The following is a 21,812-nucleotide window of genomic DNA, read 5'->3' on the forward strand; positions in this document are numbered from 1 at the left end:
GCTGTGCGAGTGCGCCTGATCATGACCCTGCTCGTCCGCGACGAGGCGGACGTCGTCGCCGCGATGATCGAACACCACCTCGCCGCGGGCGTGGACCTCGTCGTCGCGACCGACAACGGTTCGGCCGACGGCACGGTCGAGATCCTGGAGGCGTACCGCGACGCGGGCGTGCTCGAACTGCACCACGAACCGGCGCAGGACTACGAGCAGGGCCGCTGGGTGACCGCGATGGCCCGCCGCGCGGCCGCCGCGCACGGCGCGGACTGGGTGATCAACGCGGACGCCGACGAGTTCTTCTGGCCCGCGTCCGCCTCGCTGAAGGACGACCTCGGCGCGGTGGACCCGGCGTTCGGCGTGGTGGAGATGCGGCGCGACAACCTGGTCGCCGACCCGTCCGCCGACGGTGGCTGGGTGCACCGGTTGATCCTGCGCGACACGGCGTCGCTGTCCCCGCGCGGCACCAGGATCGGGCCCAAGACCTGCCACCGCGGCGACCCGGAGGTCACCGTCGACCAGGGCAACCACGGCGTGTCCGGTCCGCTCCTCGGCCCGATGACGACGGCCGGCATCGACATCCTGCACGTGCCGGACCGCGGCTACGACCAGTACCAGCGCAAGATCGCGAACGGCGGCGCGTCCTACGCGGCCAACACCCGCCTCGATCCCGGAGTCGGCTGGCACTGGCGCGAGGACTACGAACGCCTCCGCGACGGCACGCTGCACCAGACCTACCTCGACCGCCGGCCCGACGTCGCGGCGGGACTCGCGTCGGGGGTGCTGACCGTGGACACCCGGCTGCGCGACCGGCTGACGTCGCTCGACCCGGTGGTGCCGTGGGCGTTGCGGGCCGTGACCGCGACCTGAGTTCGCGGTGGTCAGGCACTCACGCGTCAGGTGGACGTTCGCCCGTTCGGGCCACAGCGCGCCGCCGGCTCCGCCAGACTGGTCGTCGTGACGCAGCCGCCCCACCAGTCCGGACCGCCGCAACAGCCGTGGAACCACCAGCCGCAGGGTCAGCAGCCGTGGGGTCCGCCGCCGCAGCAGCCGTGGGGGCAACCGCACCCCGGACCGCCGAAGAAGAAGTCCCCGGTGGTCTTCGTCGTGCTCGGTCTCGTGGCGCTGCTGCTCGTGGGGGCCGGCGTCCTGGGCACGGGCCTGCTCTGGCCGGGCTGGATGAAGTCCAAGCCGGCCGCCAGCTCCGCCCCTGTGGACCAGTCCACGCCGGAAAGCGCCGCGAAGGCCGTCGAGGACGCGCTCAACCGGCGCGACATCGACCAGTTCGTGAACGTGCTGGTGTGCAAGGACGGCCGCACCAAGGCCGAGAAGAAGGACATCTCGCGCGCCGAGGAGATCCTCTACCGGGACGTCGAACCGCTCGATCCGAAGCGCGGGAGTGACGCCGAGCCGGTCTTCAAGCTCGACGAGGTTCGCAAGATCAAGCCCAGCGACCCGGTCTACAACGACGGGAACAAGGACGCGACCGTCGCGATCATGTCCGTCGAGTACGCGACGGACAGAGGTCCCGAGAAGCGGCGCGGCGTGCTGGCGCTCTTCCAGGAGGACAACGGGTACGTCGTCTGCGAGATGGGCTTCGTGCCGGTGGCCGACTCCCAGGAGCCGCCGCCGGACCCGGATCCGAACAGTCCGACCGGTCGCGTGCAGGCCTTCGCCAAGGCGATCAACGCCAAGGACATCACGGCCGCGCGCCTCTACATCTGCTCGACGGCCCGCTCCGTCAACACGTGGGCCGAGAAGGCCATCGCGGCGGGCGGGCAGCTGCGGCTGCACGACAAGGTCACCACGACCAAAGCGGAGGACTCCGGCCAAGCCCGCATGTGGTACACGCTGAACGGCACGGAGACCAAGGCGGGCGGGTTCCTGAAGAAGGAGTCCGACGGCTGGTGCCTCCTCACGTTCAACAACGACGCCAAGTAGTCGAAAACGCGGTTTCCTGTTCGTATGGAGGGCATGTTCACCGACGAGGAGATCGCCTACCTGCGCGAACAGCCCTTGGCCCGCCTCGCGACCGTCGACGAGGACGGCCAGCCGGACGTGGTGCCCCTGGCGTTCGAGTACGACGGCACGCACATCTGGGTCGGCGGTGCGGGTGACCAGGTCAGGAACACCCGCAAGTTCCGCAACATCACCGCCGGCCGCCGCCAGGTGTCGCTCGTGGTCGACGACCTGGTCTCGTTCACCCCGTTCGTCGCGAGGGCCATCCGGATCTACGGCCTCGCCGACGACCCGGTCGACCGCACCGGCCTCGTCGGACCCGGCGTCTACAGCCGGATCACGCCGACCCGCGTCTGGGCCTGGAACATGGCGGGCGAACCGGTGGGCGAGACCTGGTACGAGCCCCGCCGCTCATGAGGCCCGCCGCGCCGAGCACACCGCCGAACTCCCCCACCGCGCGCCGTAGAGCAACCCGGGCAGCAGCCGCCGGAACCGCAGGTGGATCTCCCCCGCCCGGTCCACCGTCAGCTGCGACCCTGTCGGCTCGGCCTCGGACCGCTGCACCAGCACGCCGTCGAACGCCCGCACGAGCCGCTTGCGGTCGTGCTCGAACCGCACGCGCAGGTCGAACAGCTCGCACGGCCGTTCGGGCACGTGCAGCACGCACGGGTGCATGGCGTCGCGGTGCGACATCCGGTAGCGGATCGCGAAGTCGTGGGTCTCACCGCGCACCAGCGGTTCGGCCGGGACCAGCGTGAAGCCGGGACGGCCACCGTCGGCGCGCTCCTTCAGGGTGCCGCCGTAGAGCAGGTGCACGTCCACGTCGCGCCGCCGGACCGGGAAGACCGAGGCGAAGTCCAACGAGTCGACGCCGTCCTGGTCGACGACGACCTGGTAGCGCTCCAGCACCTCCGGCTGTCCCTGGTCCAGCACCACGGCGACGCTGAGCTCCGCGGTGTGCCAGCCACCGTCCGTGCGCGGGGACGTCGTGGCGGCGAGCTCGGCCAGCTGCTCCACGGCCTCGTCCACCCGGCGGCGCACGGTGCGCGAGTCGCGGTCGATCCGCGCGGCCACCCAGGTGACGCGCTCCTGGTAGAGCGGCTGCCGGACGTCGGCGATGAGGCCGAACGCCGCCCTGGCCGCGAGCTGCAGGTCCTCCGGGAGCTGCTCGACCAGCTCGGTCAGCCGGGTGACGAGCTTCTGCTTCGCGGCGACCGACCCGTCCGCGCTGGTGATGCCGCAGGCGGCGGCCAGCGACGGCCCGACCCTGTCCGCGATCCTCCCGGCGTGCACTCCCCGCCCCTTGCGGAGGGTCTTCAGCTCCCTGACCAGGTTCGTCATCATCTCCCGATCTCCTCCCCGTGCTCTCTCTCGCGTGTGGCGGAGGCAGGTTGCGACGGACGTGTGGACGAGAAGTGGACACGCCGTGGATAGGTCACACGAGCTCCTGCCGCGAGACCGTCCGCGCGACCGAGGAAGCCAGCGCGATGCCCAGGCGGACGCCGTCGCGGCCGAGGAAGAGGCGTGAGGTGCCGATGCGGTCCAGCGTCGGCTGGTCGACGGCACCCAGCCCGAACGCGATCATCTCCGGGCACGGCTCGGTGGCCGTCAGCCGTGCCAGTGCGGCGGGCCAGGCCGGGTCCGTCGGCCTGCCGTCGGAGACGAAGAACAGCACCGGGCGGCGCACCCGCAGACCTCGTTCTTTGAGGGCGCGCACGTCGCGTTCTATGACGGTGCGCAGCAGGGTGAAGGCGGATCCGAAGTCGGAACCCGATTCCTGCCGCGGCCTGATCAGCTCCGCCGGGTCCAGCGCGGGCTGCAAAGGCCGCACGACCAGCGGGCTTTCCGCGAAAGCGACGACGCAGAGCCGAATCTGCGCGGTGGCACGCCGATCCGCGTGCACGACACCGCGGAACTCGCGCATTCCCGCGTTGACCTCGTCGATGTGGTCGCTCATCGAGAACGACACGTCGCACACCAGGTAACACGGCAACACATCGGGCTCCATGCCGTGCACCGTTACCCGATCGCGTTGATCAAACGTGGACAAAAAGCTGATTCGCCGACACACCAAAGGGCTCTTGCGCGACATTCCACCCAGATGGAAGCTCAGACACAGGAGGACGGCGTGGAATTTCGTCTGCTGGGTCCGCTGGAGGCGTGGCACGACCACACCGCCGTACCGTTGGGGGACCAGCAACAACGCTTCATCCTCGTCGTGCTGCTCCTGAACGTGAACAAGCCCGTGTCACCCGAACGGATCACCGAGGTCGTGTGGCCGGACCACCCGGAACGCCGGACGCTGGTGCGCGGGTACATCAACAAGCTGCGCAAGGCGTTCGACGGGACCGACGCGGAGATCGAGCGCACGGCCACCGGGTACGTGCTGCGCGTCGACGAGGACCGCGTCGACGCGCTCCGCTTCGACCGGCTGCGCGCCGAGGCCGCGCAGGCCCTGCAGGACAACGAGCAGCGCCGGGCCGTCGCACTGCTGCGCGAGGCGGTGGCGCTGTGGCGCGGCAGGTTCCTGGAGGACATCGACATCGACCGGGTCGGCGGCGCCGAGGTGATCCCGCCGGACGAGGCCCACCTCGACGCGCTCGGCGACCTGGCGGAGCTGGAACTGCTCTCCGGCGACCACCGCTCGGCCCGCGACCGGATGCGCCGCGCCGTCCGCACCGCCCCGGACAACCAGAAGTACGCCGAACTGCTGATGCGCGCGCTGATCGCCGGCGGCGACCGGGTCGGCGCGCTCAGGGCGTTCGAGGTCGCGTCCGAGGCACTCGCCGAGCTCGGGCTGGAACCGGGAACCGTGCTGCGCAACCTCGCGGAACGCGCCCGGCGCGGGGAGCCGGTCAGCTCGCTGCCGTCCCGGCCAGGAGGGTTCACCGGCCGGGCCGAGGAGCTCGCCACGATCGACGCCGCGGCGGCGGGGTCGGACGAGCGGCGCGCGGTGTGGATCAGCGGCGCTCCCGGCGTCGGGAAGACCGGCCTGGCCGTCGAGGCAGCGCACCGCCTGCGCCACCGGTTCCCGGACGGGCAGCTTTTGGTGCGGCTCAACGGGTTCACGCCCGGCGTGGCGCCGATGTCGGTCTCGGAGGCGCTGACCCAGCTGCTGACCGAGCTGGGCGTGCCCGCCGAGCAGATCCCGGACACGGTGGGGCGCAAGGCAACGCTCTACCAGACCCAGCTCTACGGCACGAAAACGCTGGTGGTGCTGGACAACGCGGCGTCACCCGAGCAGATCCGGCCGTTGCTGCCCGAGGCGCGCGACTGCTTCGCCGTCGTCACGAGCCGCAAGATGGGCGAGCCTGACATCAGCGAGCACGTCAGGCTCGCCCCGATGCCACCGGACGACGCGGCGGCGTTGTTCCTGGCGCTGATCGGGCCGCGGGTGCGCGGCAGGCCGTCGGACGTGGCGGGCCTGGTGAAGCGCTGCGGCTACCTGCCGGTGTCGATCACGGTCGCGGCCGCGTTGCTGCGCAAGCACGACAGGTGGTCGCTGGAGCACCTGCTCGGCCTGATGGACGACAGCGGTTCGTGGCAGGAGGGCGCGGCCGCGATCCGCGCCTCCTACGGGGAACTCGACGAGCGGCAGCAGCGGCTCTTCCGGCTCTTCGGGCACCTGCCCGGCCCCGACGTCGACCTCGTCGGCGCGGCGGCGCTGGCCGGTCTCGACGTCGCCGCCACCCGCAAGCTCCTCTTCGAACTGCACGAGGTCTGCCTGCTGGAAGAGGTCGCACCCGACCGCTACCAGATGCTGGACTCCGTCAAGGAGTTCGCCGCCATCGGGGAACCCCCGGCCGACGCTTTGGCGCGCCTGCTCGACTTCTACCTCGCGACGCTGGCCGGCGCGGTGAGCGTCGCGTACCCGTTCGACCGCCTCGGCCTGCCTTCCGTGGACAGCGAGAGCCCGTACGGGCTGCGGTTCCCGCAGGAGAACGGCGCGCTGGCGTGGATCACCGCCGAGCGCGACAACCTCATGGCCGCGATCGGGCACTCGGGCCCGGACCACGCGTGGCGGCTGGCCGCGTTGATCTGGCGGCACTTCAACACCGCGAACCGGTTCGAGGACTGGATCCAGGCCGTCGAGACCGTGCGCACCGACGACGACTACGCCCAGGCCCATGTGCTGCAACGGCTTTCCACCGCGAACGACAGGTGCGGCCGGCACGCGGAGGCGCTGGAGCTGGCCGGACAGGCGTTGCGGCGGTGGACCCGCCTCGGCGACGTGGCGGGCGAGGCCGTGGCACTGGGCGCGCTCGCTGTGTCGTCCCTGCAGCTCGGCGACCACGACGAGGCGATGAAGCACTTCGAGGCCGCACAGGCGAAGTGCGAGCAGTGCGGCGACCTGCGCGGCCGCGCGCACGCGTTGAGCATGCTCGGCTACCTCAACGAACAGCACCGCCGCTACGACGTCGCGCTGGTGCAGCAGGAGAAGGCCGCCGAGATCCTGCGGGAGATCAAGTTCCGGCACGGCCTCGCCCACGTGCTCAACAACCTCGGCGCGATCCGGCAGCACCTCGGGATGCTCGACGAGGCGATCCCCGATCACCTCGAAGCCCACGAGATCGCCGTCGAACTCGGTGACGCGTGCACGGCCGCGTTCGCGCTGACCAACATCGCCGACGCCCACCGGCTGGCGGGCCGGCTGCCCCTCGCGTCGCACCACCACGATCTCGCGGCCAAGGCGGCGACGGGGCTGAACGACCCGGACCTGAGCGCGCGGCTGCACCGCGACCGGGCCGCGACCGCGCGGGACGGCGGTGACCTGCCAGGGGCGTTGCTCCTCTACCGGAAGTCGCTGGACGCGGCCACCGGCACGGGCAACCTGACGAACCAGGCGCACGGCGAGATCGGCGTGGCGCGCACGTTGCACTCGTTGCGCCGGCACGTCGAAGCCGTCGAGCACTGGGACACCGCCGAAGCGCTCTTCCGCGAGCTCGACCAACCCGAGGCCGGAGAGGTGCGCGGCGAACGGGCGGCGATGACCTGCGAGTGCGGTCAGCGGCGGATCGGTCCACCCGATCGCGATTCCGGCGCGGTCATTCGAACCTGATCGAGGCGATCGCCCCGGCCTCGCCGAAAATGGCCGGGGCGATTCCGCGAATGTTCAGCCGTGCCAGACGTTGCCCCCGCCGTTCTGCGTTTCCGTGGTGGTCGTGGTGGGGGGCGGCGGCGGGGTGCCGTCGGCGTTGGCCGCGACACCACCGGAAAGGGAGGCCGCGACGGCGATCGCGGTCAGGAGCGTGGCAACACCGGCGGCGACAGTGGACACGATTTTGGACATGGCGAATCCTCCGAAGGTGATCGGAATTGATTTCCGAATTTCGCCCGCTGTCTGCGAGCTCCCTTCGAGCATTCGTCTTCGAATAGCCTGGAACCAGGCGTTTCCTGTTGCCCACCAAAGCGGTCAACACCGGCAACGCGAAAAGGGCGGTGTCCCCGGGAGGACACCGCCCTTGATCAGTTCCTGGTTTTCTCGATCACTCCGCGCAGCCGCGGCGGCCCGTGCCCTCTCCGTCGCGGCAGTTCCTGGCCCACCGCGCCTGGCGTGCCCAGCAGCTCGATCATGATCTTGCCGTGCCGCACCGAATGGGCCGAAGAACGGCCACGACCGGACGACCACCGAATAGCAAGAAGCCCCCGACCACAATGTGATCGGGGGCTTCGTACTTCAAGTGGACGATACAGGGATTGAACCTGTGACCCCTACCGTGTCAAGGTAGTGCTCTCCCGCTGAGCTAATCGTCCGAGCGGATGACGAGACTCGAACTCGCGACCCTCACCTTGGCAAGGTGATGCGCTACCAACTGCGCTACATCCGCGTGCGCCCCGGTTTCCCGTGGCGCGAGTGAACTTTATCCGACGGTCCCCCGAAGTTCCAAATCGGCTGATCTTCGGGGTGACGTGTCCGCCGGCACGACCGTGAAACGACAGCGGGGCCAGGTGCGCTGTGCACCTGGCCCCGCTTGTCGATCCGAAGTGGACGATACAGGGATTGAACCTGTGACCCCTACCGTGTCAAGGTAGTGCTCTCCCGCTGAGCTAATCGTCCGAGGCGGAGACGGGAATCGAACCCGTGTACAGGGCTTTGCAGGCCCTTGCCTAAGCCACTCGGCCACTCCGCCAGGAGTATGACCCCACGGCAAGTACACCGTGGAACCACAGAGCGGATGACGAGACTCGAACTCGCGACCCTCACCTTGGCAAGGTGATGCGCTACCAACTGCGCTACATCCGCGTACATCACTGACTTCATGATGTTGAAACGAAGCTTATACGAGGGGTTCAAGCGAGTTTCACCGGGGGTGCCCGCTTCGGCATCGCGGGCCCCCTACCTCGGATTATTCAGCTCAGATCGTTCGAGATGAGGTGCGTGAGCGCCTCATCGACGTTGACCCAGAGGTGCTCGTTGCCCGGCACGACGACGTCGTAGGTCCGATCGAGGAAGTCGGCGAGTTCCTGGGCGGACGCCTCGAACATGGCGTGCCCGGAAGGCGAGCTCAGCTCGATCACGACGACCTCGGGGTCGTCTGCGGCGGGGCGGATCCGGACGTCACCGTCGCCGGCGTCGGCGATGAGCCCGTCTGCGAGCAGGTCGCGGGCGTACACCCACTCGACCCAACCGGCGCGGCCGGTGCGGAACGCGGCCACAACCGCGTACGGGTCCTTCGTGTCGTATCGAAGCTCCACTTGAACCGGGACCGCGGGGGTCCTCGGTGCCAGCAGGTCGAAGACCGCTGTCGAGCGGAGCGTCACGTGATCGTTGCGCATCGTCGTTACCCTCTTCTCCCTTCCCGGTCAATGAAACGACCGAGCACCTCAGTTGTGACGTGCATGTGGCGAGGAACGCTCGCGAATCGGGTCCAGATCACCCCATCGGGTCAGCTCGACTTCGCAACGCGACCGCGTGCACGCGCTCCGTGGCCTCCTCGCTCTCAGCCGGTGTTCAGCGACTCCCATCTTGCTGGGTCTAACCTGAACCCGGTACCGGCTGTTGCGCGAATGTTGGACGTGAGGACATCTCTGGTGGCTGACTCGCCCGGCCCAACCGTTGCGTCGAGCGACGGCCGGCCGACCGATTTCGAGCTCGTGCAAAGACTCGCACAGGGCGATCGGTCGGCGTTCGGTGAGCTGTACGACAGGTACGGCACACCAGCGTATTCGCTGGCCAGGCGCATCTGCGTGGACCCGGAACTGGCCGAGGACGTCGTCCAGGAGGCCTTCCTCGCACTCTGGCGGCATCCCGCCAGGTTCGACCCCGCCCGCGGAGGTTTCGGCACCTGGTTGATGACTTTGGTGCACCACCGCGCGGTGGACGCCGTACGTAAGGAGAACACTCAGCGTCGTCGGTCTGTTCCCCTCACCGACGACATGTCCCCTCCTGCCGAAGGCTCCGACCACGCAGCGTTGGTCAGCGTGGTGAGCGCCGAGGTCAGAGCAGCCCTGCACACGCTGCCGGAAGAACAGCGCCAAGTAATAGCGCTCGCCTATCTCGGCGGCTACACGCAGTGCGAAGTGGCAAAGCTGACAGGCGTCCCACTGGGAACTGTGAAATCGCGCACGTTCGCAGCGATCAGACGCCTGAGAGGCACGTTGGGGAACTTGTGGGCCGGCGAGACCGGCGAGACGACAGGAGTTCACCGGTGAACGGCGACCTGTGCGCTCACGAGGAGCTCGCCGTCGGCTGGGCGATGCACTCGTTGGAGCCAGACGAAGAAGCACTGGCCCGCGACCACGTGCCGACCTGCACCACGTGCCAGCACACCGTGCAGGCGACGCAGGAGGTGCTGGCGGGCATAGGCGGCGCGGTCCCCCAGGAACAGCCACCGCCCCGCCTGCGCGCGAAGCTGATGGAACAGATCGAGCACATCCCCCAGGAAGCGCCCGAACAGCACACCCCGCGCCACGCCGCACCGATCCCGCTGCGCCCGCAACACCGCCGCCGCACCGGCCGCGTCCTGCTGGCCGCCGCGGCAGCGCTGGCCGTACTGGCAGGCGCCGGCTACCTGGGCGTGCGCGTGAACCAGCTCTCGAACCAGGTAGCGGCCGCCCAGGCCCGCACCGACGACCTGAACAAGGCCCTCTCCCTGGCCGCCGACCCGGCCACGAACAGGGCGGTCCTGCGCACGGGCTCAGGCGACGAGGTGGCCGTCGTCCTCTCGAACCCGGCCTCGGGCGCCGTGGTGCCGACGAACCTGAAACCGAACGACTCGGGTCACGTTTACGTAGTCTGGGGCGCGAGCACCAAAGCGCCGGTACCGTTGGCGATGTTCGACGTACGAGCCGGTTCGACCGACCCGCAACTGCTGACCTGGTCCTCCGACGCGCACAAGCACACGACCTTCGCGGTGTCGCTCGAACCAGGCCGCCAAGCCCCGCCGGAACCCTCGGAGGTGCTAGCGGGCGGCCAGGTTGCACCCGCCTGAATCCCAACAGGATGATCGACACATGACGAAGCCCGACGTGAAGCCCGAAGAGCACAAGGGCTGGCGCCACTGGTTCCACCGGAACCCGGCACTGAACCTGGCCTACCGAATCGGCGTGGGCGTGATCGGCGGCCTGGTCCTGATCGCGGGCGTCATCATGATCCCGTATCCGGGCCCGGGCTGGCTCGTGGTCTTCGCGGGCCTGGCCATCCTCGCCACGGAGTTCGAGTGGGCAGGCAAAGTCCTGCAGTTCGCCAAGCGCTACTACGACCGCTGGGTCGCATGGCTCAAGCGCCAGCCGTCCTGGGTCCGCGGCCTGGTGATGGCGGGCGTCTGCGCCATCGTCCTCGTAACCTGCTACTTCCTCAACGTGTTCGCGCTGGTAGGCGGCTGGTTCGGCCTCGAGTGGAGCTGGTTGCAGAGCCCGATTTTTGGTTCTCGTTGATGATGTTGTAGGCTATGGCCACACCGCGAGAGCGGGACAGCAACACAACAGAACACGGGCGTTTAGCTCAGCGGGAGAGCGCTTCGTTCACACCGAAGAGGTCACTGGTTCGATCCCAGTATCGCCCACAGTGTGTTTTACCTGGTCAGACGGCCTGTCGATGATCTCATCGGCGGGCCGTTTGCGTTGCCGTGGGAGCAATTTGGGAGCACGGCCTCCTGACCACACTTGCGATACCTAAGTGGTCACAGTGCCTGCGGCACGACTTTAGGCATCATTGACTGGTTCCAGGTCCATCCGCCGTCCGTTTCCCATCGGCTCTGTAGCGCGGCCAGCATTCGGCTGATCATCAGATCCGTCACGTGCGAGTAGCCGTCGTCAACGTCCTTGCGCTTATGTCCCAGTCGGTTGAGTCGCAGCACGCGGGGCACGTCGTCCTCGATGAGCCAGGTCTTGTGCGTGTGGCGTAGATCATGGAAGTGCATCTCCTGGTTGAGCGGCGCCCAACCCAGCTTCTCGTCACCAGCGAGAGCCGGCAACCACACTCGCTGACGGAAGTTAGACCGGCGCCGCAGCGCTCCCCTCGCTCCGGGGAACACGAATTGCGCATCCAGGTTTCGCTCCCGGTGCGCGAGCAACTCGTCGACCAGGAACGGCGGCAGGTGTACAGACCGAACACTGGCAGGGGTCTTGGGCGGGCCGAGTTCGAGCTTTCGTCCTCGCACCTCGTGCAACGCGCCGAACTTCGGGTCGACCTCGATCCTGGGATCGCTCGAGAGATAAGTCCTGATCCACTGCAGTCCAGCCAGCTCGCCCCACCGCAGGCCGGTGTACGCGGCCGTGAGCGTCAGCAGCCCGTCGTCCGGATCCATTCGTCCCGCGAGCGCATCGACTTCTTCCGTACTGGCATGCGGCCGCTCCGGCGCCTCGTCGAAGGCGATCCGCAGCTTCCGGCACGGGTTCAAGGTGAGCAGTCCCTCCTCGACGGCCTCGCCAAGGATCATCGAGAACAGCACCAGGATGTCCTTGACGCTCTTGTCGGCCAGGTTCTGCCGCAGTGTCTTGTTCACCCATCCCTTCACCTTGATCCTCTCGATGTCACCGACAGCCGTGCCGGACCACCGAGGCAAGATGTGGTTGCGGATGTGCGAGTCATAGGTCGACCACGTCATAGCCGCAACGCTGTGCGCCTCCGACCACACTCGGATCCATTCGTCGATCGTGGTCCTCGACAAGCGCGGATCGGTGAACCGCTGCCGCCGCTGGTCGGACTCCACATCGGCGGCCCGATTCTCCGCCAATGTGATAGTCGCGAACCCGTTCTCCGAGAAGACCGTTCCGTCCTCAAGGCGGTAGCGGACGCGGAACGTGTCTCCATGCTTTTCTACCCAGGCCATCGTTCACCCTTCACTGAGATCTGAACATGCGCATCAATCAGCGCAACCCGTATGAACGCTCGTTTCAGCGAGGAGGGCAACCTAAATGTGTTCTTGGCCGGAGAACTTTCCGGGCCGACCCCGACGATGCCCGTAGACGCTCCGGCGACCACGTGGTCCACTTGATCGGACTGACGATTCGGAGGCGGTGCTCGCTGGGCGGACCGCGTCCGCAGCGATCTGCTCGAGGTTGTCTCGGGAGAAGCGCAGGTGCTTGCCAAGGAAGGTGCACGGGACCAACCGCCGGGCAGCACGCCGCCGTAGCCACGTCTCCCGCACCTGCAACAACGCAGCTGCCTGGGTAGGGGTGAACAGCATTTGGCCCGCACTGACCGGTAGGTCGTGCGCAGGCGGCCGAACGCCGGGGGCCGGGTCCGGTTGGGCGTCCCTGGCGTGCTGCAACGGGATAGGCGACACGGAAGACGAGCGTCGCCCGCTAGAGGCGAAATCTGCTGAATGCAGACGGGTTTCACGGTCGATGTGAGTCACGGGGTGTCCTCCCGAAGAGACGACTTGACGCCTCTTAACTCCGATTTACGAGTCCGTTGGGGACACCTCAAGCGTTGACAGCTTCGGATTCACCCGTCCGGAGTGATCAAGGCTCTTCCGGCCGTTGATTCACAGAGGCTGGTCGGCGTCGAAGCTCCTGTGGTGGTGTAGCGCCGGCCGGAGGCCGCATCCTCCGTTCAGAGGATCTACCGGATGCGCAGCTACGGGTGTCGCCGGAGACCGCGTCGGCCACCAGCTCTGTGGCCAGGGCCGGCACGGTGGCTGGCGGAGCCAAGCACATGGGTGAAGTTCTGGGTCCATCCCGGGAAGGAGTCGAGCAACGTACCGCGCCGTTATCCACGGGATACGTACTTCTCGATCCACTGGGCCGGTCGTAGTCCATCGTGACCCACAACGCCCTGCCAGGCCGAGGGATCGCGACGGCGCGCGGTTTGCGCCTCGGCGGCGAGCAGGCCGCCCCTGACCAGCCTCCAGCTCACACGAGCATGTCAGCGCCGACGGGATCTGGCTGTGCGATTACACCTGGTGCGGCAACGCGACCCAGCCGAGGCCGTCAGCGTGCTGCTGAAGGCTTACGAACCGGGACTGATCTCCCTCCTCTATTGCGAACAAGAGCTCGACGGATACCGGCATCGGTCACGCTGCTCGCCGGCCGCAACTCCTCACGCGCGCCGGGCGACGGGCGCGCATGAGTGCCACCTGCGGAGCCGGACATGGTGGGCAGCAAGGCCAACGAGCAGAGCGCGCACCGTTCCACGCTTTCGGGTGGTCGTTGGGAGGTGCGGTGGCGTGGTGGGCAACCCGGACTGTGCCCCCATCGACGGAGTCGCGCCGCGGTGATCGCGACGGCGAAGTGCTGCTGCTGGCTGATCACGTGTGGGACGGCGTGGCCGAGCGCCCGTCGCAACAGCTGAAGGTGCTGGTTCGAGACGGCCGGATCGCGGACATGGGGCGAGAGGTTCGTGCCGACGGGGTGCGGACCATTGATCTGGGCGCGCGGACGTTGCTGCCGGGGTTCATCGACTGCCACGTGCACGTGCTGGACAGCGGACTGGCGACCAGCTCTGTCGGCCATCAGACGTTGGCTGCGCTGCCCGCTCTGCGGCAGTTGTTGCACAACGGGTTCACCACGGTGCGCGACCTGGGCTGTGCCGACCAGCCGATCACGATCGACCTGCGCCAGGCGCAGGCCGACGACGTCATCGAAGGCCCTCGCCTGATCGTGGCGCCCAACCTGATCTCCGCCCGAGGCGGCCACGGCGACAAACAACCCGGGCTGACCGCCCGGTACGGAATCGAGGTCGGCACGCTGGGCGACGGAACCGCCGAGGTGGTGCGCAAGGTGCGCGAACAGGCGCGCCACGGCGCGGACTGGATCAAGTTCGCGGCCAGCGGCGGGTTCGGGTCGGTCAACGACGAGCCGGCCCATGTCACCTACACCCTGGAGGAGATGCGCGCGTTGGTGGCTGCGGCGACCGACCTGGGGCTGCCGTGTGCGGTGCACGCCCTCAACGACGAGGCGGTCCGCCGGGCGGTGCGGGCAGGCGTGCGTTCCGTCGAGCACGCCAGCCTGGCGTCGCGGGACACGCTTGCGATGGTCGCCGAGCACGGCGCGTACCTCGTGCCCACCCAGTACGCGATGCTGGGCTTCGTCGACAAACTCGACGACGACGAATACTGGCAGGACAAACCGGCCTTCATCCGCGAGAAGGTCCGCCGCCACGCCGACCGGCTGCGCGCCGGTGCCGAGCACCTGGCCGACAGCGACGTGACGATCGCGTTCGGCACCGACGCCAGCGTGATCCCGCACGCGGAAACCTGGCGGGAGTTCGGCTCGATGGTGTCCAACGGCATCAGTCCGCTGCGGGCCTTGCGCGCCGCCACCAGCGTGGCCGCGGAACTGCTGCGACAGCCCGATTTGGGAGTGATCAGGCCCGGCGCGGTGGCAGACTTGGTAGCGGTGGCCGGCGATCCGTTCACCGACATCGACGTCGTCGGCCAGGTGGAGTTCGTCATGCAGTCCGGCGTGGTCCGCCGTTCACCGGTCCGTGCGAGCGGGACCTGGTCAGAGCAGCACACCGTGACACCGCGGGCCGAGCACACCGACGTCGCCACGCGGACTTCGAGGTCCTGACGCCACTACTAGTTCTATAACTGACTGAGGTTGTTCACAGTCTGGGCTCCTGAACCGGAGGAGGCCATGGCTGAGCGGTATGGAGCGAGAAGAACCTGCCAGGCATGCCCGTCACACCCTCGGGTTGTGGGCCGGCGATGGCGATGAGGGCGCCAAATATTGGCTGCATGTGCTCACCGAGCTGAAGAACCGCGCGGTAGCCCTCGTCCAGCGGGCGGTAGCGGTTCAACCCCGCCGCCACGAGTCCGTACGACGCGCCGTCCTGCTGCTTCAGCGACACCACCAGCGCCTGCACGGGCGGTTTCTCGAAGTCCCCGCCGGGCAGCCCGGCGAACATGGGACCGTCGAGGTCGACCAACGCGGACTCCCCCGAGCCAATGCCTCGACGGGCCACATCGCGTCCGGGTCGCCGGCGGACAACGTCGCGGAGGCGACCGGGTGCCCCGCGATGAGCCCCGTCGCACCGGCCAACCGCGCGGAGCCCTCATCCCGGAACAGGTAAGTCAGGGTGAAGGGCAGATCCCGCGGGTTCCGGTTCAACTCACGGCAGGGTGGTGTGACGAGGGAGGACCTGGAGGCGGTTCTGGGACGCCCACTGGCAGTCCACTCGATGAGCCACGTTCGGGTGCCGGGCCACGAAAAGTCGGTGGCTCAGCCGAAAGCACCGCGTTAGCCTCCGTCGAGTGATCTACGAGGACCCGCGGGCGTACCTGCTCGGGCTTGAGGGCCTTGCCTTGTTGCGTGCGTTCACCGGAGAGTTCGACCGCGACTTCGTGGAGGCCCGGATCGCGGAGATCCGCAAGGTGCTCGCCGACGAGGCGTTGGTGAACGCAGCGGTGGAAGTCGACCGCGTCGACACGGTCACGGGCTATCGACTGTGGTCGGCGACGTACGACCAGCCCAACTCGTCGTTCGACATCGACGAGCCCCTGGTCAAGCAGATCGTCGACTCACTGCCCGTGGGTGTCGCCCTGGACGCCGCCTGCGGAACTGGCCGCTACGCCGAAATCCTCGCCGGGCGTGGTCACCGGGTCATTGGCGTCGACAGCTCCCCCGACATGCTCGCGCGGGCACGCGCCAAGGTGCCGCAGGGCGAGTTCCTGCTCGGTGATCTCACCGAACTCCCGGTGGCCGACGCCGAGGTCGACCTGGTCGTGTGCGCCTTGGCGCTGACCCACGTCCCGGCTCTCGAGCCGGTGATGGCGGAGTTCGCCAGGGTGCTATGTCCGGGTGGGCACCTGGTGATCGCCGACATGCACCCCGAACGTGTGGCGCAGGGCGCGATTCCCCCGGTGCGCAGCGCTGACGGCCGACCTGGCCGGCTGAGCACCCACCGCCACCTCATCGGGGACTACCTGCGTGCCGCGCTGCCGGTGGGACTGCAGGTGCGTCGCTGCGAGGAACCTCCCCTGCCGGCCCGCGCACGTCCGGTGCCCGCAGACCGGACGGACACGCTCGGCACGGTAGGACCGTGGGAGCTGTGGCCGTGGTGCCTGGCCGACATGGTGCCCGAAGCAACACGAGCCGCCAACGCAGGTGCGCCAGCGCAGGTCATCTGGCACTTTCAGCTGGACGCGTCGTGACCCCACTTCCCGTGTCGGAGCGTTGGTCATGATTCGTCCGAAGCAGGTGTCCTCAGTGGAATGACCTCGGCCTCAGAACTGAGCACCGGCGGATGAGGTGGAAGGACCGCCTCCACAAACCGATGATCTTGTCGTCGGGTCCGATGTGCGTCGCGAGACCACTACGACGGGGATCGAGTTCGTGCAGGGGTTCTCCTTGATGCGGCTCGGTGACGTCGGATCCGCTCATGTCCGGCAGATTCACGTCGAGCAGGACGAGGCCGAACGACTCGCCTTCCAACGCGCTCAGCGCATCTGCCGCCGTAGTCGCCTCGGTCACCTGGTGGCCAAGTCCGCGGCTGCGGCCGCGCGCCTCTCGGATCCCGGCCAAGGCAGCGGTGCTCCTGCACAGCTGAAGTCCTTCGCCGGTCGGATCGTCGACCGGCAGTGTCGACAACTGTTCTGGCTACTTGGCGTTATCAGTCCGCAACGTCTGGATGTGAACTGTGCGTTGCCCGGTGTGCGCTTCGCGGCCATGCCAGCAACGGTAGTTGTCGAGCACGAGGATTTCCCCTTCGTCGAGGCGGAACCTGGGCAGTGCCGCCTGGGCACGCTCCACCGCGACGTCAAGGCCGGCGAGCATGGTGGTGATGTGCTCGCTGTCGGGGTCGCGGTGCAGCGGGATCGCGCCGTCCGTGCGGCGGGTGATGCGCCGGCCGGTGCGGGTGTACTCGATGTGCCTGCCCGCCCTGGGCGTTGCGGGGAGGCCACGTGTGCCTGCCCAGCGGCCGTAGAGGTCGACGTCGGTCTCGGCGAGGAATGCCCGCAGATCAGGTGCCAGCGAGTCCGTGAAGGTGTGTGCGTCCAGCACGAAGGACTCTCCCCCGGCCGGTGCCTGCTCGGCGAGCAGCACGAGGACGTAATCCTCGTCGGGGTGCCGCCGCCGTGTCGGATTTCCCGAGATGTCGACGACGATGTCGAAGCTGTCGGCGTGCAACGGTACCGTTGTGCCGTCGACAGAACGGCGGGTGCGGTGGGGGTAGAGCTCCCGCAGTGCGGTGCCGAACAGCATTGCGGCCGCGACGGTGAGCGAGGCGGGACGGCCGGGCAAGTCCGTGATGATCACCGCGCCGGTCTCGTCGAGGGCGTGCCGGGCCTGCGGATCGATGGCGTTGATCCGCTCGGGCACGATCACGAAGTCGTTCATCGTTGCACCCGGAATTCACGGGACGAGGGAACCAACGCTGCTACCGCGGGTGCGGCGAAGCACACCACCGCGCACACCGCCAGGACCGCGGTCGCGCCGAACTCCTGGATCGCTGGTGCGATCAGCGCGAGGCCGACGGGCGCGAGGCCGTAGGACAGCAGGAAGTCCAAAGAGGACACTCTTGCGAGCTTGTCCGGCTCGACCTCCCGCTGGGTCGCTGTGAACCACGGTACGTTGAACAGCTCGATGCCCACCCCGGCGAACACGTAGGCGGCGACGACGAGGGCGGGGTGCACAGGCAGGAGCAGGCTGAGCGGAGCGAACCCGTACAGGGCGAGCCCCGCCAGAGCGATCCACCCCTGGGCGCGTGGACGCCAGCGCGCGATCAGCAGGGCGCCCGCAAGTGCCCCGACGGTGTAGGCGGTCATCGCAGCGGCGAGAACGGCTTCCGTGCCGTAGCGGTCGCGGCTGACCAGTGGCAGCACCACGCCTGTTGCCGAGTAGCCGGTGGCGATCACCAGCGTCAACGCACCCAGCCCGGCCAGGAACCACGGATGCCTGCGTGCTTCGCGCACGCCGTCGGCGAACTCCGTCCAGAACCGCGGCTTGGCGACCGGCACCTCGGGGCGATGGGTCCCGCCGGGCGGGATCAGGGCGGCGGCCAGCCACAGAGCGCCGATTCCGAGCAGCAGCACCGGCGTGTTCACCACCAGCGCCAGCAACGCGACCAGGCTCGGCGCGACCAGCGTGGTGACCCGGACGGCGAGGGTCATGGCCGCGTTGGCCTGCTGTCGTTGTCCGTCGGTCACCACCTCCGCGGTCAGCGCCTGGAACGCGGGGCGGCATGCGCCCTGCCCGGCACCCATCACCACCACCGCGGCCGTCATCAGCAGCAGTGACCTGTCGATGCCGAAGGCGATCACCGGTGCCGCCACGGCCGCGCCCAGACCGGACCACAGCACCACCTGCCGCCTGGCGTACCGGTCGGCCAGCACACCGCTGACCGGAACAGCGGCCAGGAAACCCGCGGTGCGCGCGGCCAGCAGCACACCGAGTTCGATAGCGGTCAAGGACCTGTCGAGCACCGCGAGGCCGAGGACGAACGGGAGCGCCCACGTCGCCATTCCCGATGCCGTTGTCGCGGTCCACAACCGGACGAACGGCGCGCTGCGGAGCACCGACGCCGGTTTTACGGCGTCGTGGAGCACGTGCATCACACTCCCAATGGACTCTTGATCTGCAAATGGTTGTCGTTACAGTATCCGAGTCGTCATCTCGCTGGAGGCACCAATGTCACACCTCGCCCGACTCGGGACAGCGCTCGCCGCCGCGGTCCTGGCCACTGGCTGCGCCGCACCGGGAAGCGGCTCCGCGCCGTCTTCCTCGGCGCAGGCCGTCGCGGTGGACAGTTGCGGCAAGCAGTTGACGTTCACCGCCACCCCGCAGCGCGCGGTGACGCTCGACCAGTCCTCCACCGAAACACTGCTGGCCCTGGGCGTGCAGGACAAGATGGCGGGCACGGCGAACCTGAAGACCAAGGTCTCCCCCAAGTACGCCGAGGCGTACGCGAAGGTGCCGGTCCTGTCGCCGAAGGTGCTCACGTCGGAGCCACTGCGCGCCGCCAACCCCGATGTGGTGGTGGCCTCGTTCAAAGAGCTGTTCACGGCTGACCGCGCGGGTACGCGTGACGAACTGTCGAACCTGGGCGTTCCGACGTACGTCAGCGCGGTGAACTGTCCCGACGGCACGACGCCGCCCTTCGAGAGGCTGTTCCGCGACTACGAGAACCTCGGGAAGATCCTGGGCGTCACCGACCGGGCGACCCAGCTGGCCAACGAGCAGCGGGCCGTGGTCGCCGAGGTCGAGGCGGCGGGAGCGAAGAGGCAGCAGGGCCTCAAGGTCGCGTGGGTCTACTCGGTGTTCAAGGGCGTCCCCTACGTCGCGGGCAAGGACGCATTGGCCAGCCAGATGAGCAAACTGGCCGGCACGACCAACGTCTTCGACGACGTCGCGCAGGAATGGCCTGAGGTCTCCTGGGAGGAGGTCGCGCGCCGCAACCCCGACGTGATCGTGATCGGTGACCTGTCCGAGCGCGGCAACCCCGGTGACAAGGCGAGCGAGAAGATCGCGATGATGCGCGAGCACCCGGTGATGTCGCAGCTGGCCGCGGTGCGCGACAACAAGATCATCGAGCTGCCCGGTATCGAGATGGACCCGTCGGTGCGCACCACGGACGCGCTGCGCGCGTTCAGCGCCGGCCTCGACAAGATCGCCGGTCGTGGCTGACTCCACGGTGCTGCTCAACCCCGCGACCGATCCCGTCGTCCCGTCGGCACCGGTCGTGCCGCACGAGCCCGCCCGCCGCCGGAAGGCGCTCGTGGCGGTGCTGTGCTTGGTTTTCCTGCTGGTGTCGCTGGCTCTGGCCGTGCGCATCGGTGCGGGCGTGGGATGGGCGGAGATCGGCCGGGCGGCGGGCACCCGGCTGGGGTTGCCGGTCGAGCCGTTGTCGCGCCTGCAGGACTCGCTGATCTGGGACCTGCGAGTGCCGAGGGTGCTGCTGGCTGCACTCGTGGGCGCCGCGCTGGCGGTGTGCGGCGCCGCGCTGCAAAGCCTCACGCGCAACGCGCTGGCCGACCCCTACCTGCTGGGCATCTCCTCCGGTGCCTCCACCGGCGCCGTGGTGGTCGTGGTGCTCGGGTTCGCCAGCTCACAGCTCGGTGTGACCGGCGGTGCGCTGGTCGGCGCGCTGGTGTCGTTCGGGCTGCTGATGCTGCTGTTGCGCCGCTCCGGTCTGGACTCGATTCGGATCGTGCTGACCGGTGTGGTCGTCGGCCAGCTGTTCTCCGCGCTCACCTCGCTGATCCTGTTGTCCTCCGGCGACGCGGACAGCATCCGTGCGCTGACCACCTGGCTGCTCGGATCTCTCGCATCGGCGCGCTGGCAGTCGGTGCTGATGTGCGCGGTCGTCCTCGCGGTGGGTCTGCTCGTGGTGTGGTTGTGCTCGGCCGCGCTGGACGGGTTCGCGTTCGGCACCGATACCGCCGCCTCGCTCGGCGTGAATGTCCGCACGACGCGCACCGTGCTGCTGGTCACCACCTCGCTGATGACCGCCGTGGCAGTGGCCGCAGTGGGGGCGATCGGGTTCGTCGGCTTGATCGTGCCGCATGGGGTCAGGTTCCTGATCGGCCCGCTGCACCGGCAGTTGCTCCCGCTGTCGGCCGTGGTGGGTGCGGCGTTCCTGGTGTGGACCGACGCGCTGGCCCGAGTGGTGTTCTCGCCTCTGGAGGTCCCGGTCGGCGTGTTCACCGCGCTGCTGGGCGTTCCGCTGTTCCTGATGGTGCTGCGCAAGCGGGGAGAGCTGTGAGGATCCAAGCCGAGCACCTGAGCTGGGGCGTGCCGGGCAAGACCATCGTCCGGGACGTGGACCTGGTGGTCGAGCCCGGCGAAACGGTCGGGCTGATCGGCCCGAACGGATCCGGCAAGTCCTCGTTGTTGCGATGCCTGGCGGGGTTGCGCACGCCGACCGCGGGTGCGGTGCGGTACGACGGCACCGATATCGCGTCGTGGCCCCCACGCGATCGGGCGCGCAAAATGGCCTTCGTCGAGCAGACCGCCGACACCGACAGCGATCTGTGCGTGGCCGAGGTCGCCATGCTCGGCCGCACCGCGTACCGGTCGCGGTGGCGCGGCCCGGACGACACGGACCGCGCGATCGTCGCCGCAGCGCTCGACCGGCTCGACCTCGCCCTGCTGGCGGACCGGCCGTGGAAGCAGCTGTCCGGAGGCGAGCGGCAACGCGCCCACCTCGCCCGCGCCCTCGCCCAGCGCACCTGGGGGCTGCTGCTGGACGAACCCACCAACCACCTCGACGTGCGTCACCAGCTCGAACTGATGGAGCTGATCAGCGCCACCCCGCAGACCGTCGTGGTGGCGCTGCACGACCTCGCGCTGGCTGCCCGCTACTGCGACCGGCTCGTGTTGATGCACCGCGGGGCCGTCGTCGCCGATGGTCCCGCTTCCGATGTGCTCACCGCGCCGCTGTTGCGCGACGTGTTCGAAGTCGACGCCGAGATCGGCCGCGACAGCCTGGGCCATCTGGCCGTGGGCTACCGCAGTCCCGCGCACTGACCTGA

At 68.6% G+C, this 21,812-nt stretch carries 21 protein-coding genes and 6 tRNA genes; 13 read left to right on the forward strand and 14 right to left on the reverse strand.

The genetic code is table 11. The features are described from left to right. Positions 1-9 precede the first annotated feature (9 nt). The 3 genes from AB0M48_RS29575 (at position 10) to AB0M48_RS29585 (ending at position 2,370) form a co-directional block, all read left to right on the forward strand. A complete protein-coding gene (locus AB0M48_RS29575) occupies positions 10-864 on the forward strand; it encodes a glycosyltransferase family 2 protein (RefSeq protein WP_363848237.1) in 855 nt (284 codons plus the stop codon). 87 nt (positions 865-951) lie between these two features. Further along, complete coding sequence (locus tag AB0M48_RS29580; protein WP_363848239.1) at positions 952-1,935, forward strand: hypothetical protein; 984 nt, start codon at positions 952-954, stop codon at positions 1,933-1,935. A gap of 33 nt (positions 1,936-1,968) precedes the next feature. Beyond that, on the forward strand, positions 1,969-2,370 hold the full coding sequence (locus AB0M48_RS29585; protein WP_363848242.1) for a PPOX class F420-dependent oxidoreductase: 402 nt from the start codon (positions 1,969-1,971) through the stop codon (positions 2,368-2,370). Here AB0M48_RS29585 and AB0M48_RS29590 read toward each other — a convergent pair. Then, entirely contained in the window at positions 2,365-3,294 is a 930-nt protein-coding gene (locus AB0M48_RS29590; RefSeq protein WP_363848245.1) for a hypothetical protein, read from the reverse strand. The genes AB0M48_RS29585 and AB0M48_RS29590 overlap by 6 nt on opposite strands. A 94-nt stretch (positions 3,295-3,388) precedes the next feature. After that, positions 3,389-3,961, reverse strand: coding sequence for a hypothetical protein (locus AB0M48_RS29595; RefSeq protein ID WP_363848248.1), 573 nt, complete (start codon positions 3,959-3,961; stop codon positions 3,389-3,391). A gap of 120 nt (positions 3,962-4,081) precedes the next feature. On the opposite strand from AB0M48_RS29595, the gene AB0M48_RS29600 reads away from it, so the two are divergent. Then, positions 4,082-7,012 carry a tetratricopeptide repeat protein gene (locus AB0M48_RS29600; protein ID WP_363848251.1) on the forward strand — a complete coding sequence of 977 codons (2,931 nt, stop codon included), beginning with the start codon at positions 4,082-4,084 and terminating at the stop codon, positions 7,010-7,012. A gap of 54 nt (positions 7,013-7,066) precedes the next feature. Here AB0M48_RS29600 and AB0M48_RS29605 read toward each other — a convergent pair whose 3' ends face one another. The 7 genes from AB0M48_RS29605 to AB0M48_RS29635 form a co-directional block, all read right to left on the reverse strand. Then, positions 7,067-7,243, reverse strand: a complete 177-nt coding sequence (locus tag AB0M48_RS29605) for a hypothetical protein (RefSeq protein ID WP_363848253.1) — start codon at positions 7,241-7,243, stop codon at positions 7,067-7,069. Between the two features lie 392 nt (positions 7,244-7,635). Then, positions 7,636-7,707 (reverse strand) — tRNA-Val (locus AB0M48_RS29610). 1 nt (position 7,708) lies between these two features. Beyond that, positions 7,709-7,781: transfer RNA gene (locus AB0M48_RS29615), tRNA-Gly, on the reverse strand. Between the two features lie 158 nt (positions 7,782-7,939). Next, positions 7,940-8,011: transfer RNA gene (locus tag AB0M48_RS29620), tRNA-Val, on the reverse strand. A 1-nt stretch (position 8,012) separates the two neighbouring features. Next, a tRNA-Cys gene (locus AB0M48_RS29625) sits at positions 8,013-8,084 on the reverse strand. Between the two features lie 40 nt (positions 8,085-8,124). Then, positions 8,125-8,197, reverse strand: a tRNA-Gly gene (locus AB0M48_RS29630). A gap of 107 nt (positions 8,198-8,304) precedes the next feature. Beyond that, complete coding sequence (locus AB0M48_RS29635; RefSeq protein ID WP_030477975.1) at positions 8,305-8,730, reverse strand: SsgA family sporulation/cell division regulator; 426 nt, start codon at positions 8,728-8,730, stop codon at positions 8,305-8,307. 255 nt (positions 8,731-8,985) lie between these two features. Between AB0M48_RS29635 and AB0M48_RS29640 the strand changes: the two genes are divergently transcribed. The 4 genes from AB0M48_RS29640 (at position 8,986) to AB0M48_RS29655 (ending at position 10,958) form a co-directional block, all read left to right on the forward strand. Then, the gene (locus AB0M48_RS29640; RefSeq protein ID WP_363848255.1) at positions 8,986-9,606 is read left to right on the forward strand and encodes a sigma-70 family RNA polymerase sigma factor; all 621 of its coding nucleotides are present in this window, start codon (positions 8,986-8,988) and stop codon (positions 9,604-9,606) included. Then, entirely contained in the window at positions 9,603-10,385 is a 783-nt protein-coding gene (locus tag AB0M48_RS29645) for an anti-sigma factor (protein ID WP_363848258.1), read from the forward strand. The genes AB0M48_RS29640 and AB0M48_RS29645 overlap by 4 nt, the downstream gene beginning before the upstream one ends. A 22-nt stretch (positions 10,386-10,407) precedes the next feature. After that, positions 10,408-10,830: a TIGR02611 family protein gene (locus tag AB0M48_RS29650; protein ID WP_363848261.1), complete on the forward strand. Its 423-nt coding sequence runs from the start codon at positions 10,408-10,410 to the stop codon at positions 10,828-10,830. Positions 10,831-10,886: 56 nt separating this feature from the next. Continuing rightward, a tRNA-Val gene (locus tag AB0M48_RS29655) sits at positions 10,887-10,958 on the forward strand. Positions 10,959-11,075: 117 nt separating this feature from the next. On the opposite strand, the gene AB0M48_RS29660 is transcribed toward AB0M48_RS29655, so the two are convergent. Both AB0M48_RS29660 and AB0M48_RS29665 read right to left on the reverse strand, forming a co-directional pair. Then, positions 11,076-12,227, reverse strand: coding sequence for a tyrosine-type recombinase/integrase (locus AB0M48_RS29660; RefSeq protein ID WP_363848263.1), 1,152 nt, complete (start codon positions 12,225-12,227; stop codon positions 11,076-11,078). An 81-nt stretch (positions 12,228-12,308) separates the two neighbouring features. Further along, entirely contained in the window at positions 12,309-12,584 is a 276-nt protein-coding gene (locus AB0M48_RS29665; protein ID WP_363848266.1) for a helix-turn-helix domain-containing protein, read from the reverse strand. 976 nt (positions 12,585-13,560) lie between these two features. Between AB0M48_RS29665 and AB0M48_RS29670 the strand changes: the two genes are divergently transcribed. Continuing rightward, positions 13,561-14,910: an amidohydrolase family protein gene (locus AB0M48_RS29670; protein WP_363848269.1), complete on the forward strand. Its 1,350-nt coding sequence runs from the start codon at positions 13,561-13,563 to the stop codon at positions 14,908-14,910. A 34-nt stretch (positions 14,911-14,944) separates the two neighbouring features. Here AB0M48_RS29670 and AB0M48_RS29675 read toward each other — a convergent pair whose 3' ends face one another. After that, complete coding sequence (locus AB0M48_RS29675; protein WP_363848559.1) at positions 14,945-15,268, reverse strand: hypothetical protein; 324 nt, start codon at positions 15,266-15,268, stop codon at positions 14,945-14,947. Between the two features lie 325 nt (positions 15,269-15,593). Here AB0M48_RS29675 and AB0M48_RS29680 point away from each other — a divergent pair, with 325 nt between their 5' ends. Continuing rightward, positions 15,594-16,493, forward strand: coding sequence for a methyltransferase domain-containing protein (locus AB0M48_RS29680; RefSeq protein ID WP_363848272.1), 900 nt, complete (start codon positions 15,594-15,596; stop codon positions 16,491-16,493). Positions 16,494-16,938: 445 nt separating this feature from the next. Here the strand turns inward: AB0M48_RS29680 and AB0M48_RS29685 are convergent, their stop codons facing one another. Together AB0M48_RS29685 and AB0M48_RS29690 are read right to left on the reverse strand one after the other, a co-directional pair. Then, positions 16,939-17,679 carry a TauD/TfdA family dioxygenase gene (locus tag AB0M48_RS29685; protein WP_363848275.1) on the reverse strand — a complete coding sequence of 247 codons (741 nt, stop codon included), beginning with the start codon at positions 17,677-17,679 and terminating at the stop codon, positions 16,939-16,941. Beyond that, positions 17,676-18,893: an MFS transporter gene (locus AB0M48_RS29690; protein WP_363848277.1), complete on the reverse strand. Its 1,218-nt coding sequence runs from the start codon at positions 18,891-18,893 to the stop codon at positions 17,676-17,678. The genes AB0M48_RS29685 and AB0M48_RS29690 overlap by 4 nt, the downstream gene beginning before the upstream one ends. Positions 18,894-18,969: 76 nt before the next feature. Between AB0M48_RS29690 and AB0M48_RS29695 the strand changes: the two genes are divergently transcribed. From AB0M48_RS29695 to AB0M48_RS29705, 3 genes are read left to right on the forward strand one after another with little or no spacing between them, the layout of a single operon-like run. Further along, positions 18,970-19,965, forward strand: coding sequence for an ABC transporter substrate-binding protein (locus tag AB0M48_RS29695; protein WP_363848280.1), 996 nt, complete (start codon positions 18,970-18,972; stop codon positions 19,963-19,965). Beyond that, positions 19,958-21,043: an iron chelate uptake ABC transporter family permease subunit gene (locus tag AB0M48_RS29700; RefSeq protein WP_363848283.1), complete on the forward strand. Its 1,086-nt coding sequence runs from the start codon at positions 19,958-19,960 to the stop codon at positions 21,041-21,043. Before AB0M48_RS29695 ends, AB0M48_RS29700 begins: the two co-directional genes overlap by 8 nt. Further along, positions 21,040-21,807 carry an ABC transporter ATP-binding protein gene (locus AB0M48_RS29705; RefSeq protein ID WP_363848285.1) on the forward strand — a complete coding sequence of 256 codons (768 nt, stop codon included), beginning with the start codon at positions 21,040-21,042 and terminating at the stop codon, positions 21,805-21,807. Before AB0M48_RS29700 ends, AB0M48_RS29705 begins: the two co-directional genes overlap by 4 nt. The last annotated feature ends 5 nt before the right edge of the window (positions 21,808-21,812 follow it).

The sequence above is a fragment of the Lentzea sp. NPDC051208 genome (assembly GCF_040682435.1).
Classification (GTDB): Bacteria; Actinomycetota; Actinomycetes; order Mycobacteriales; family Pseudonocardiaceae; genus Lentzea; species Lentzea kristufekii.